9 protein-coding genes are annotated in these 14,322 nt (G+C 42.2%); 1 reads left to right on the top strand and 8 read right to left on the bottom strand.

Annotated elements, in window-relative coordinates; genetic code table 11:
- Positions 1-120: 120 nt before the first annotated feature.
- The 8 genes from RYO92_RS00045 to RYO92_RS00010 all read right to left on the bottom strand — a co-directional run bounded on the left by RYO92_RS00045 (position 121) and on the right by RYO92_RS00010 (position 11,905).
- Positions 121-714, bottom strand: coding sequence for a 5-formyltetrahydrofolate cyclo-ligase (locus RYO92_RS00045; protein WP_314343726.1), 594 nt, complete (start codon positions 712-714; stop codon positions 121-123).
- Positions 715-859: 145 nt separating this feature from the next.
- Entirely contained in the window at positions 860-1,807 is a 948-nt protein-coding gene (locus tag RYO92_RS00040) for a DUF6033 family protein (RefSeq protein ID WP_314343728.1), read from the bottom strand.
- Positions 1,808-2,072: 265 nt separating this feature from the next.
- Entirely contained in the window at positions 2,073-5,381 is a 3,309-nt protein-coding gene (locus RYO92_RS00035) for a glycoside hydrolase family 2 TIM barrel-domain containing protein (RefSeq protein WP_315369065.1), read from the bottom strand.
- Between the two features lie 1,129 nt (positions 5,382-6,510).
- Positions 6,511-7,749: a peptidase T gene (gene pepT / locus RYO92_RS00030; RefSeq protein ID WP_314966196.1), complete on the bottom strand. Its 1,239-nt coding sequence runs from the start codon at positions 7,747-7,749 to the stop codon at positions 6,511-6,513.
- 47 nt (positions 7,750-7,796) lie between these two features.
- A complete protein-coding gene (locus RYO92_RS00025) occupies positions 7,797-8,783 on the bottom strand; it encodes a homoserine O-succinyltransferase (RefSeq protein WP_314636663.1) in 987 nt (328 codons plus the stop codon).
- A 17-nt stretch (positions 8,784-8,800) separates the two neighbouring features.
- Positions 8,801-9,949, bottom strand: coding sequence for a D-alanyl-D-alanine carboxypeptidase family protein (locus RYO92_RS00020; RefSeq protein WP_315369064.1), 1,149 nt, complete (start codon positions 9,947-9,949; stop codon positions 8,801-8,803).
- Positions 9,950-10,171: 222 nt separating this feature from the next.
- Positions 10,172-10,855: a ComEA family DNA-binding protein gene (locus RYO92_RS00015; protein WP_315369062.1), complete on the bottom strand. Its 684-nt coding sequence runs from the start codon at positions 10,853-10,855 to the stop codon at positions 10,172-10,174.
- A gap of 417 nt (positions 10,856-11,272) precedes the next feature.
- On the bottom strand, positions 11,273-11,905 hold the full coding sequence (locus RYO92_RS00010; protein WP_314966202.1) for a hypothetical protein: 633 nt from the start codon (positions 11,903-11,905) through the stop codon (positions 11,273-11,275).
- 262 nt (positions 11,906-12,167) lie between these two features.
- On the opposite strand from RYO92_RS00010, the gene RYO92_RS00005 reads away from it, so the two are divergent.
- On the top strand, positions 12,168-13,955 hold the full coding sequence (locus RYO92_RS00005) for an aminopeptidase P family N-terminal domain-containing protein (protein WP_315365898.1): 1,788 nt from the start codon (positions 12,168-12,170) through the stop codon (positions 13,953-13,955).
- The last annotated feature ends 367 nt before the right edge of the window (positions 13,956-14,322 follow it).

The raw sequence follows: 14,322 nt of genomic DNA, 5'->3' as shown, positions 1-14,322 counted from the left end.
ACCAAAAATATTTTTTGGGAACAAATTAATTTTTTGACTTCACTTATACTAGCTAAATTTTTAACAGAATACAACTTGGCATTTCTTACAGAAATCATTTTCCCCTTTTGTGAAAGATTCTTAATGAAATGCAAAGTAGCCTTCCTCTGTTAATAGCGCATCCATGCGGATATCCGTTTTCTCCATGGGAATCTTATCGTAAAGTAAGCAGGAAAAGCATAAACATAGCTTTTTCCCCCTGCTCTTTTCCAAGAATCGATCGTAGTAGCCTGCTCCATGTCCCAGTCTGCCTCCTCTTTGATCTGCCATTACACAAGGTATCAAAGACAAATCAAAGCACCGGTCCGTGGAAGAAGGGATTTCTTGCCTTGGTTCTAAAATTCCATAGGTCTGGGGAATCAGCTCCTCCATACTATGAATCTCTACCGCCTCCATCAGATGCTCTTTTCCCGGAATACATCGGGGAACGCACACTCTTTTCCCCATCTGTAAAGCCGTTTCCAAAATGATTCTGGTGTCCACCTCCCCTTCCATACTCACATAGGAGAAGATCCTTTCCGCTTCCAGAAAAAAAGGAGATTGCAAAAGGCGAAGATGAATTTCCCTATTGGCCTTGTCCAGCTGTTCTGCGGAAATTCCTCTCTTTCTTTCCTTTGCAAGCTCTCTAAGTGCATCCTTTTTCTTTTTCTGATCCAAAAATGAAAAAAATGCCATACTTCCTCCTAAAGACAGTTCAACCCTTACAAGGAGAAAGTATAGCATGAATCTTTTTAATTATAAACAAAAATAAAATTTATATAAGCAAATTATAAATTGACTTCCCTATTTTATTTCACAATAAAGTAGGAGAGCTATCTCTTTATTCTGTCACCGGAACCTTTGTCCAATCCAGCTTTTTCAAGTTTTCCATAAGCTCTTCTATGGTTCTTCCCCTTACCTCCACACGCTTTACAGCTGTTTTTTCCACATCATGAATCGTCTCTGTTTCTGTTGCGCTCTCCTTCGTCTTTTCTGTTCCCGATAATTTATCCTTGGAATCCGCCTTCTCTACCTTTTGTGCCTTACCCGCTTTTTTACCGCCCTTTAACGCTTCCTTTTCTGCCGCTCTCTTCGCTTCCTGCTTTTCTTCCAGTTTCTTTGCTTCCCGCTTTTTATCCTGCTCTTCCGCAATCTTTCTGGCAGAGCTTGTACTCTTCTCCAAGCTGGCAATCAGCATGGTGGTGCCGTCCTCTTGGGTTTTTGCCGCAATACTCTTGATGTCCTCCACATTGGTCTTATTGGCCCCGTTATCATTCCCTATCCCTGTCTGTGCCATAAGCATAGACTTTACGGTCTGATCCAATGTATTTAATTGCTCTCTTTCAAATTTCTTATCCGTTGCCATTTTTTCAATTTCTTCATTGCTTAGAACAACGGTAAATTCCTTATTGCTCTTTCCTGCTAAGGCATCATTCTCTTTTCCCTTTTCCGCAATACGAAAATCTACAAAATTTCGAGAACGGCGCAGATTCTTTAAGTAGGTTTTCGCCTTGTCAGAAAGTCCCTCCTCGGCACTCAGTGCTTTCGTCTTTTCCGCCTTAGTCGCCTGTGTCCCCTTGGCTGCCACTTCCTTCGCTCTACCGGATAGCTCCAAGCTGTCTCTTTGTACTACAGCTTCTTTCCCTCCTGTAGCCTTTGCAAGCTCCGCTTCCTTGCCGGAGGCTTGTTTATCCACTTTTTGGCTTTCCTTGGTTTTTCCGCTCTCAACCTTGGATAAAATCTTGTTTTGGTAGGAATCCTTTCCTACGGCACGCACATTTTCCAGCATATTGCCTCCTTTACTACAGCCCATTTCCGGAAAAAACTAAAGTATTTCCAAAAATAAGCAGGTGAAAAACGCCCTTATACAGGGAGAAACATTTCTATACAGGATATTTCGTCATTTTCTCTTAAAAAATAAGGATATAGAGTATTTCCCTCTATATCCTAGTAGATTATTTCTAAATTTTTGATAGCCGTTCTAAAAATGGCATAATTCAAAGCCTTAAGAGAAGGTATCTCCCTATATTCGTCAAAAGGATTGTAACTCCGCTTTAGCAAATCCCCATAAAGGAAAAGCTGAAATGAATCCTATCCTTGACTTTCACCAAAAACTCCTCATGGGTATGGGAGCCCCAGCTGTCATCTCCTCCCACCCCCATCTGGGCCTTGGAAAGACGCAGGATACTATGATGAATCGGAGGAAGTTCATAACCGTGGCAGGCATTTTCAATTTCATGGGGAGTCCAGGGCAGAGCTGAAACATTCATTTGCCCCTCTTCATTTTCCGCTAAGAAAACTAAGCCCCTACCCTTCTCATCAGTGAGAGTCGCCAGTCGTACCTCCGCCTTGTTTCCGGACTCCTGGGGGAAAACATAGGGGACAAAATTATCCCTTACCTTCCCATGATAAATGCCCAATTTTCCGCCATGCTTTCTGTCGGCATAACAGTCCTCTTCGCCCAAGCCGTACCAGGAAAAGTTTTCCAAATCCGCATTTAGAGTAAAGAGAGCCCCAAATTCCGGAAGCTCGGACAGTTGTTTCAGAAGGACAGGATCTCCCTCCTTGGGCAGACTATAGTCCAGACTTACGCTGATTTTTCCATCCGGGAAAACGCTGTATTGCATCTGGCAGCTGCTTCTCGGATTGGTAGGTAAATGATAGCTGTAACGAATAAGGAAGCAATCCTTCTCCATTTTCATCAGCACCTCTTGCGGTTTTTCCAACATTAGGCTTGCCTCAGGGCTTCTTGTACTTAAATACTGACTTGCTGTTTTCCACTGGGCATAGCGAAAAGCCATCAGATTTCCCGTGTCATTGTCGGTGGGAGCACGCCAGAAGTTAGGTCTTGGCATGGCCTCCAAATACTCTTTTCCTCCATATCGGTAGGATACCAGCCCGCCCTGAATCAAAGAAAAGATTGCCTCAAAAGAACTGCCTCGTACACCAATGTTGTGGGGCGAAGATAGAATCTGAAAATCTTCCGGAATCCCTTCCGAGGTATCGCTCCATTCTTCCAAAAGCTTCTCCCAGCTTCTCACCCAATGTTCCTCCTGTTGTTCTTCCCCCAACAGATACAGCCTCAAAGTCTCTTTTTTCTCTACCGTATAGCTTCTTTCCGAAAAGGCCATCTCCAAGCCTTTTTCTCCGTACAAACTATCCTTCTTTAAATGAAAACTAATCCGAAGAGTATACTCTCCCTCCAATTCTTCTTTTAAAAACGGATTAGGGATTCTCCCCTCAGATTGGGGCGGAACATTTGTCTCCAACAAACACTCCTTCCAAAGCTTTCCGTAACGATAAAGGGATAGTTTACAATCCAGTTCTGAAGTGGATTGGAAAAGAGAACGATTCTTTATCAAAATCTCCTCCTCTTCCAGGGTACAAAAAATATTTTGATAGAGATATTTCACTTCCTGCATCTGGGGCTTTGGATTTCTATCCCCCCCAAAAACAATGCCGTTGGCACTGAATTGAAAATCCGAAGGCCTGTCGGAAAAATCTCCCCCATAGGCTAAAAATTTTTCACCGTAACGATTTTTCTTCCAAAGGCTTTGGTCCACATAGTCCCAAATAAAGCCTCCCTGAAACAAGGGCTCCTCCTCCGCATACTCCGTGTACTTATACAAAGCCCCTAAGGAATTCCCCATGGAATGGGCATATTCACAAAGCAGGAAGGGCTTTTCCCTGTGCTTGGAAAGATAGTCTTTGATTTCCGTAACCGGTGGGTACATTCGACTTTCCATATCACTGCTGTCCGGATAGGAGCGGTCATTAAAGAGTCCCTCATAATGCACCAGTCTGGAGGAATCCAAGCTGCGAAGACGTTTTGCCATCTCATGAATGACAGATCCACCGAAGCTTTCATTTCCGCAGGAGAAAATCAGGATGGAGGGATGGTTTTTGTCCCTCTGCCACATATTTTCAATTCTTTGTAAAAGCATGGCCTCCCATTCTTTTTTATCCTTGGGAAGCACATAGTCTATATCTTTTGTAAAGGCATAGGTGTCCCAGCTGCCGTGGGTTTCCATATTACACTCATCCATTACATAAAGGCCGTACTCATCTGCCAGACGGTAGAGGGCGGAATTGTTGGGATAATGAGAGGTACGAAGGGCATTGATATTGTTTCGCTTCATGGTTTGGATATCCTTCTCCATCTCCGAAACACTTACTGCTCTTCCCGTTAAGCTGCTGAAATCATGCCGGTTTACGCCCTTAAATACAATCCGCTTTCCGTTGATTTTCATCAGTCCGTCTTCTAAAGCAAAATGTCGGAACCCGGGTTTTTCCACGATATATTCCAGTACTTCTCCCTCCTCCGTGCAAAGCTCCAGCACCAAAGTATAAAGATTGGGAGCCTCCGCAGACCAAAGCTTGGGCGCTTCTATGGAAATGGAAAATTCCGCTATGTTTTCCTCTGAAGCAACCTGTTCCTTTGATACGGTCTGTTCCTTTGATACGGTCTGTTCCTTTAGCTCGGTCATTTCCCCCGAAACAAGGATTTCTCCCTTAGAAACAATCTTTTTCTCTGAAGCAAAGCCTCTTCCCTTAGGAAGCGTTATTCCTCCATCATAAAGAGTATAGCGAAGAATGCCCTTTTCTTTCTCTTCTCCTTTTACCTTCTCCTGGGCTTCGATTCTTCCCAAAAAGCAAAGCTTTCCTTCTTTAAAGTCCCGGCTCAATTCCGTCTGAAGATGCAGGTCTGCCAAATGCAGCTTGGGCAGGGTATAGAGATAAACATCCCGGAAAATTCCGGAAAAGCGGAAGAAGTCCTGATCCTCACACCAGGAGGCTGCGGACCATTTGTAAACCTGAACCGCCAGCTTATTTTCCCCCTCCTTTAAAAAGCCCTCCAGAGAAAATTCAGCAGGAGTGAAGGAGTCGCTGTGATAGCCGATATAAGCTCCGTTACAATACAGCGCAAAGGCACTTTCCACCCCTTGAAAAGAAATATGCACCGGCTGCTTTCCCCACTCCTTCGGCAGGATAAAATATTTTACATAGGAAGCCACCGGATTAAAATGCCGGGGAATTTCTCCCGGACGGATGCTTTCATGTCCCTCCCAGGGGTACTGCACATTGGCATACTGGGGTGCATCATAGCCCTCCAGCTGGATATGGGCAGGCACCACAATATCTTCCCAATCCTTACAGGAATACTCCGGGCTTTCAAAATGCGGAATACTGTCCTCTATTCTTCTTGCATAATGAAACTTCCATAAGCCATTCAAACTTTTTCGCAGGGAACTTTTTCCCAGCTTTTCTTCTGTAGCATTGCGGTAGGCAATATGATCCGAATGGGGCAAAAGGACGTTTTCCTGATAATATTCCGGATTTTTGATTTCTTCATAACGAAACATAGATTTATTCCTCTCCATACGAAGTATAAACTAACTCTATTTACTCGTCTGTTATTCTACGGCAAAGCCAAGCCTCCCGTCCATAGTTTCCCCTTCCCATAGGATTAATTTTGAGCAAAATGAGTCCTATTCCGGATTTTTGAAAATAAATTTTATTGTGTGTATAAATTCCATTTTTAAAGAGAAAAGTTCTTTTTTATATCCTCTTTTTTTACAAAAAATAAAAATAATATTTATTTAATTTTGCTTTACAAAAGAAATTTTTCGTGCTATCCTATAGACACAAGAAAGAAAAAAACAGCAAAAAATCTTTAGCTCGAAGAGAAAGAGTTAGAGATTTGCAAAGTGCAAACGGAAGGTTTGCGAACTATAATCAAGAAAGAGAGGTACAATCCAATGGACGAAGAACAGTACTTCTACTGGAGACTTAACTGAGTAGAGAAAACCTAACTCTTGTATAGCAGGAATTATGCTATCGGTTTGCAGAAGACTTTCTTCTTATTTTCTGAAAAGAGCAGGTTTCCAATAGAATCGGTTTCCCATCATAAACGCTTTAAATATATAAAATCATGGTGAAATTCCATTTTGAAATTATAGAGAAGCGATTCTGAAAAGGTGGTACAAACCAATGGCTAGATAAGACAATTGAATATTAAGCATTTCCTGAAGATGAAACCCGATGTTTCCCGAGGAATGCTATCGGATGTACAGCATCCACGATGAAAACAATGACGAGCCTCTTCTCTGAAATAAGAGGAAAGGGAATTCCGATACGAATGTTTCAGAGAAGGAGCATTAGTATAGAGGAGGAATTAATCGTAAGAAAGGCAAAGGACTTGCTTTTCAAAAGATAGATAAGCGATAAGTGAATCGTTTATCATACAAAAGAATATTGAATAAGAAACAAGAAAAGTAGAATAAAGCTACTAAGCTTGAAAAAAGTCCCTTCATAAAGGGATTCCAGTGATGGACGAAAAAGCAGTCTATTCATATAAAAGAAAGGATCTTCGAATGTATACTCGAAGGTCCTTTCTCTTGTTTCTATAATGTCCTGTAGCGTTTCATCAATACGTCTTGTTCTAGAAGTCCGTCCCATTCTATAAGCCCGTCTTGCCTTATCGCCCGGAACTTATTGTTTTTTTCCTATCATTTCCTGACAGATCTTCAAAAGCACCGGAATCATCTTTTTGAAAGAATTCAGATTCAAATATTCGTAAATACCATGGTAGTTCTCTCCTCCTGTAGACAGGTTGGGGCAGGGTAAGCCCATGAAAGAAAGCTTGGCACCGTCTGTGCCTCCACGAATGGGGCAGACCTTCGGGGTAACTCCCTCTTTTTCAAAGGCTGTTTTTGCCACATCAATCAAATACATATGAGGGCGAACCTTTTCCACCATATTATAGTAGCTGTCTTTCACTTCTACGGAAAACTGTGCCCCCTTCTCTCCGTATTTCTGATTCAGCTTCTCTCCCGCCTCCTGGAAAATTCTCTTCTTCTCTTGGAATTTCTCCCAATCATGGTCACGGATAATATAGTCCAAAGTAGCCAGACTTTCCTCTCCCACAAAGGAACATAGATGGAAGAATCCTTCATACCCTTCCGTGTTGGCAGGCGTACAGTTTGGCAGTAAAGCATTAAACTCCATCGCCAAAAGATTGGCATTCATCATCTTATCCTTTGCAGAACCGGGATGGACATTCACGCCATGAATCTTCACCTTTCCGCTGGCAGCGTTAAAATTCTCATATTCCACCTCTCCCAGAGTGCCACCGTCCACGGTATAAGCCACCTCTGCGCCGAAAAGAGGAACATCAAAGAGGTCTGCTCCTGCCCCAACCTCTTCATCCGGTGTAAAACCTATGCAAATGTCTCCATGACGAAACTCCGGATGGGTCTGAATATATTCCACCATAGCCATGATTTCCGCAACGCCCGCCTTATCATCCGCTCCCAATAAGGTTTTTCCGTTGGTAACCATTAAATCCTGTCCAACCGCCTCTAAAAGCTTTGGAAAGACTTTCGGAGAAAGAACTTCGGTTTCGTTTAAAGCAATATCTTTTCCATCATAATTACTTACAATTCTGGGCTCCACATTCTTACCTCTTGCAGAGGGAGAAGTATCCATGTGGGCAATAAATCCTAAAGCAGGAGTCTTTTCCTGCTCTTCCTTCGATAAATTGGAAGGAATTTTCCCGTATACGTAGGCATGGTCGGTACACTGTACGTCCTTTACCCCCAGTTCCTTTAAATCCGCTTCCAGAACTCTTGCCAGATCAAACTGCTTCTCGCTGGAAGGAATCTTTTCCTGATCCGGTACGGATTCCGTATCAATTTTTAAGTAACGAATCAAACGTTCTACTGCATCCATAATTTCTCCTTTACTTGTACTCATTGCTTCAGTCACTATTTGTTCCCTTAATCGGTAGACTTTACGGTACTGTCTCTTTCACTTCTATGGTCATCCCGAAGATAACTGTCCTCTGAAACCGGTCGCATTTCCTCCAAACGATAGGGAGTCTCCTGATACACAAAATTTAACCAATTACTATAGGTACAGTTGGAGCTGGAACGCCAGGATAAAATCGGGGTATTCTCCGGATTGTCATCAGGATAATAGTTCACCGGAACCTCCGGATTTATTCCTTTGGCCAAATCTCTTTTATACTCCTTATCCAAGTCATACCGGTCATACTCGGAATGGCCGGTAACAAAGATTTGGCGGGAAGAGCAGGCCAAAATCAAGTAGCTTCCCGCCTCTTCACTGTCCGCTACCACATAAAGCTCTTTATTTTTCTTTACTGCCTCTTCATCCAGTCCGGTATAACGGGATTGGGGAACATAAAACTCATCATCCATTCCCCTCATCAGCATTTTCTTTCTATGAAGAACCCTGTGGGAATAAATTCCGCTTAATTTCTTCTCCAAAGGCACTTTCTGAATTCCATAATGATAGTACAGCCCCGCCTGGGCTCCCCAACAGATATGGAAGGTGGAAAACACATGGGTTTTTGACCATTCCATAACCTCCGTAAGTTCTTTCCAGTATCCAACCTCTTCAAAAGGCATCTTTTCCACCGGAGCTCCGGTGATGATTAGGCCGTCAAAATACTCGTCCTGTACAGAAGAGAAATTCACATAAAAGGTATTTAAATGAACGGAGCTGGTATGGGTAGAAACATGGGATTCCATCTTCATCAGTGTGATTTCCGTCTGAATCGGAAAGTTGGAAAGCACCCTAAGTAAATCCAGCTCCGTATCTTCCTTTAAGGGCATCAGGTTGAGAATGGCAATATGCAGAGGTCGAATATTCTGAGATACCGCCCTCTGTTCATCCATAACGAAAATATTTTCCTTCTCTAATATATCCTTTGCAGGCAAATGGTTCTGTACTTTAATTGGCATAGCTTCCCCCTTTTCTTCTATCCGAAACGCTTATACAAGGTGGCATGATCCTTAATACACTGCCAGGTGCTGGAGCTGTAGCCGGTTACCACCAAAAGATTCTTTCCATTTGCTCCTTTTCCGCTGCTGACAGCGCAAAACATGGATTGACGAACAAAGCCCGTTTTCGCCATAGTCACACTGGCGCCTCCGGTATCCTGCCCTTTTATTCTTTGTACAAACAGGTTCGTCAGCTTAATACCGTTCTCGTGCTTATTGGTGGCAGGAATCTGATAGTTCTCCGTGGAAAGAACCTCTCTGGCTATGGAATTTCGCATAGCCGCCGCCATAATTTCCCCAATATCCTTCACATTCATATGATGGGTACTGTGATAAAGCCCTGTAGCATTCTGGAATTTACAGTCTGAAGATAGCCCCAAGTCCTGGGCTTTTTTATTCATTAAAGCTACAAATCCTGCTTCAGAACCGGCAATTTCCTTAGCCAGAGCCAATACCGCATCCGCTCCGGAGGGTAGAATTACCCCATAGAGTAAATCCTTTACCCGAACCTGCTCCCCTGCTACAAAACCGCAGTTGCTGGCACCTCTTGCCTTCACATAGTCCACAATATCCTGGGTAATGGTAATCTTCTTTTCTAAATCCGGAAGATTCTCAACCGCCACAAGTAAAGTCATCACCTTTGTCATAGAGGCCGGATTCATGCTTGCAGAGCTGTTCTTCTCACCTAAGATTGTACCTTGATCCAAGTCAAAAACCACTGCATAATTGGCATTCACATCTGAGCCGATAGACTTGGTTTGCCCATTTCCCGAAAGCTTCGCCAAATTCCACTTTCTTTCCTGGGTAACAGCAGTATTTTGACCGCTACTCTTCGTCGTATTTTGAGAGGATGTGCCACCCGGATTGGCTACCGGGTTGCTTCCGCCGGAATTCGCAGATCCACTATTTCCGCTCCCATTATTCCCCTGATTATTATAAAGAAGATCTTCAATATACTGGTAGGTGGGATCCTTTCCTCTTCCTACACCGTTTCCATTAACGGAAACCGGACCGTAGTCTGAAATTCCGTAAACTCTCTCTTCCGCATAAATCAATGTACTCTGTAATATGGATAATAACAACACCATAGAGCACAAGCATTTTTTGATTCTCATTCTTTTTCTCATCTTTTCCTGATTACTTCTTCCTCTAATATTTTAACTTTTTAAAAGAAAAGTCTATCCCTTCCTGTTAAAAATTTTACCATTTCACTTGAATCCCAATTCCTCTTTCCTATTACTCTCTTCATAATCTTGGAATACGGGAAAACATTTTCATCATAAAGGGCAAAGCAGAAAAGCACAAGGGATAAAGCTTACAAAATCATGTCAACTATACGCCGGCCTTTGTTATACACAGATATCCGCCTTGATTTTTTCAAATATTTTCTCTCCGATTCTTTTTACATTCTTAATTTCTTCAATACTGGAAAATCCGCCGTATTCCTCCCTGTAACGAATGATATTTTTCGCCGTGGCGGGACCAATCCCTTTTAAGCTTTCCAGCTCCTGCTCTGTAGCGGTGTTGATATTGATTTTCTTTTCCATCTGATTTTTTGGAATTCCCTCTCGGCTATCTGCTATACCGTCTTCTTTCTTTTCGCCGACTTCTTTCTTTTCGCCATCCTCTCCGATTTCTGCTTTACTTCCTGCTTTACTTTCTTCTTCGCTATCTTCTTTACTTATCTCCGGATCCTCTTCTTTTTTCGCCTTTTTACTCCCTTCTAGGTTTTCCCGCTTTTCTTGGCTTTCCACTTCTACCGAATCTTCTATTTTTTGATTTTCTCGTCCCTCTTGCTTTTCTTCTGCAGTTTTGCTCTGCTCTTCCGGCAGCTTTACCTTTCTCTTTGCCTCTAAGCTTTCATAAGCGCCCCGGGCCAGAAACGCTTCTTTCTCTTCCCCCGCAGCCCCCTTATAGATAATCTTTCTTTCCCGTTCCTGATTCATCAAAAATAAAAATCCCAGAAGCATAATCATCAGAAGCAATAAAATAATTTTTCCCCGTTTCAAGGAAGACAGACATAAATTGGGCATAAGAAGCTCCTTTCTGAAAAATAAATAGATAGCAGAATCCTTGAAAAAATGAACTAATGGCAGAATGATTGAAAAAATGAATAAATGGCAGAATACTTGAAAATGAACTAATAAATAAATGAATAGGTGAAAATCAGAATACTAAAAAAGAAAGGTATAGGTGAAAATAAGAAAACATGAAAACAAATAGATAGATGGAAATAAGAAAACGTGAAAACAAATGGATAGATAAAAATAAAAATATCTGAAAATGGATGAATAAAAGAACAGATAAAACAAGAAGAATAGAATCTTAATAAAACTAAAGAAGAAGACTATGAACTTTAGTATACCATATTCTTCCTTATAAATTCTCTTCGCATAAAGAATTTATAAGGAAGAATATTTCTATAAAAAAATTTTAAAAAACAGAAAAGGCTATGCTTCCGATTCCTTCTCTGCCAAAATCAACTCTTTGGCATAGGGCAGGGTTTTAATCCAATCGCAGAAGGTATGCCATTCTTCTAACTTATGGCTCTTTCTGGAAAAATACATATTGATAAGACTCTCGTAATTCATGGTACAGGTCCGCATTTGCTGATAAGAGCTGGGAAGCAACTGGATAATGGTGTACCAATCCTCCTTGTTTTTCTTCTCCAGAAAACGAAGACGAATGCGTTCCAGATCCTCCACGGTTCTTTTTAAACTCTCCAGCCCTTCCTCGGTGAGATGGTCATGGGAAAAGTCCTCAATGCTAAATTCCTTGGAATGGATTTTGTGCATGGTAGAGGTGGAATTGGCTACAGTTGCCACTTTATATGTGTCATACTCCTTCCACCAATAAAGAGGAGCCGTGATGTCCACGGAGACAAAGATTTGGCGGATAAACTTTCTATGATCGGAACCGGCCAGTCGTAAACGCCTTGCCAGATTCATGTCATTGGGTCCAAGCTGATAATTTCCTTCTTCATCATAATAAGAGTCCGCCCTATCCCAGGAATTCATAGGATTTCTGGCACCTCTCATGGCATTTTCTATATTCATTACAGATGTTCTTTCACACTTTAACATAGCTCTTCCTTTCTCATGCAAAACTGATGGCAGTATAACATGGGACGTTTTTCTAAGCCAGACTAATATAGCTTTTTAGAATACTTTTAGCCTTTTTCCTTTATAGCGCGATTACTCCGGACTTTCGCTTCCGTTATTTTTTTAGAACATTTTTCCTAAAAATCAAAGTTTATCCCCCTATTCTTTAGCCTTTTTGAGCAAATCGTGCTATAATACACTACAGCGTTTGGTTTTTATACTTGAAGAATTATGGAGGTAGAACATGACAGTACCTGAGAGACTTTCCGCACTTAGAAAGATTATGAAGGAAAAAGGCATTACTATGCTGATTGTTCCCACTGCGGATTTCCATCAAAGCGAATATGTTGGAGAGCATTTTAAAGAGAGAATGTTTATCACCGGATTTACCGGTTCTGCCGGAACTGCTCTTATCGGTTTAGAGGAAGCAAGACTTTGGACTGACGGTCGTTATTTTATCCAGGCTGCTAAGCAGTTGGAAGGAACCACCGTCGAGCTGATGAAGATGTTCGAGCCGGGAGTACCTAGCCTGGAGGCCTTCTTGGAGGAGCATTTGAAGGAGGGCGATACCCTTGCCTTTGACGGTCGTGCCGTATCCGTAGGAGAAGGGCAGGAATACGCTCGTATTGCCGAGAAAAAGAAAGCTAAGATTCTCTATGACGAGGACTTTGTGGATCCGGTTTGGAAGGATCGTCCGGCACTTTCCGAAGAGCCTGCCTTTGATCTGGATGAAAAATATGCCGGTGAAAGTGTAAGCAGTAAGATGGCTCGTATTCGTAAGGAAATGGAAGATGCGGGATGCAATACCCATATCGTTTCCACCCTGGATGATACCTGTTGGACTCTGAATATTCGCGGTAATGATATCGAATTCTTCCCTCTTGTTCTCAGCTATGCCATCATTCGTATGGATCGTTTCGACTTATACATTGACGAAAGAAAGCTGGACAAGGCTTTGCAGGAAAAGCTGGCTAAGGATGGTGTAGTGCTTCATCCCTACAATGCCATTTATGAGGATGTAAAAAAGCTTTCCGACAGAGATATCGTCATGATTGACCCGAGCAAGCTAAACTATGCTCTCTTCAACAATATTCCTAAGTCTGTAAAGACCGTAGAAAAGAGAAATCCTGCCATCTTAATGAAGGCTATCAAGAATCCTGTTGAGATTGAAAATATTCGTAAAGCCCAGATTAAAGATAGCGTTGCACACCTTCGCTTTATGAAGTGGCTGAAGGAAAATATCGGTAAGATTAAGATTACAGAGATGTCTGCCGCAGCAAAGCTGGATGAGTTCCGTGCCGAAATGGGCAACTTTATTCGTCCAAGCTTCGAGCCCATTTCTTCCTTTGGTCCTCATTCCGCTATTGTGCACTACACCTCTTCTCCTGAAACCGATGTGGAATTCCATACCGGAACACTTTACTTAAGTGATACCGGAGCAGGCTTCTATGAGGGTTCCACAGACATTACCAGAACCTTTGCTTTAGGAGAGGTTCCTCAGCAGATGAAGGATGATTTTACTTTGGTTGCTATCAGTAACCTCCACCTTGCCAATGCAAAGTTCTTGGAGGGATGTACCGGTTTGGTATTGGATATCCTTTCCCGTCAGCCATTCTGGGATAGAAACTTGAACTTCAATCATGGTACAGGCCACGGCGTAGGATATCTTCTGAACATTCATGAAGGCCCTGCAGGCTTCCGTTGGAAGTTCCGTGCCGGAGAAACCGAAGTACTTCAAGAGGGCATGGTGATTACCGATGAGCCGGGATTCTATGTTGAAGGCTCCCACGGTATCCGTCTGGAAAATGAACTTCTCGCCAGAAAGGGAGAGAAGAACGAGTATGGACAGTTCATGTATTTTGAAACCATCTCTCTGATTCCTTTCGACCTGGATGCCATCAATCCGGATATGTTAAATGCTGAGGATAAGAAGCTCTTAAACGACTACCATGCAAGAGTTTATGAGACCATTGCTCCACTACTTAAGGAAGACGAGAAGGAATTCTTAAAGAAGTACACCAGAGCAATCTAATCTATAATTCTATATTAAAATGAAGAGACTGTAATATAGAGTCCTCAAAAAAGAAAAAAGTGTTCAGATGCAAATAATCTGAACACTTTTTTGGTATAAGCCGCAAATTATGCCTAAAAATATCAGTACTTATACCGCTTGTTACATTTACAGGAAAAGGGACCATAAAAAATCAAAATAAATAGATTTTCGTCAATATAGGTCTGTACATGGGGTAGTCTGAGCCCGCCGGTACTTGCGAAAAACAAGAGAAACGAAGTTTTTCGCTTAGTATCCACAAGGACAGACTTTTCATCAGAAAAGTCGTCCTGTTACAGACCAACTTCCGAAGGAATTTGCTTTGCGATCGAGTAGGAGGCGGCGACTA

The organism is Oribacterium sinus (assembly GCF_963553175.1).
GTDB classification, from domain to species: Bacteria; Bacillota; Clostridia; order Lachnospirales; family Lachnospiraceae; genus Oribacterium; species Oribacterium sinus_B.
The sequence above is the reverse complement of the archived record's forward strand: the minus strand, read 5'-3'. Positions and strand labels throughout refer to the sequence as shown.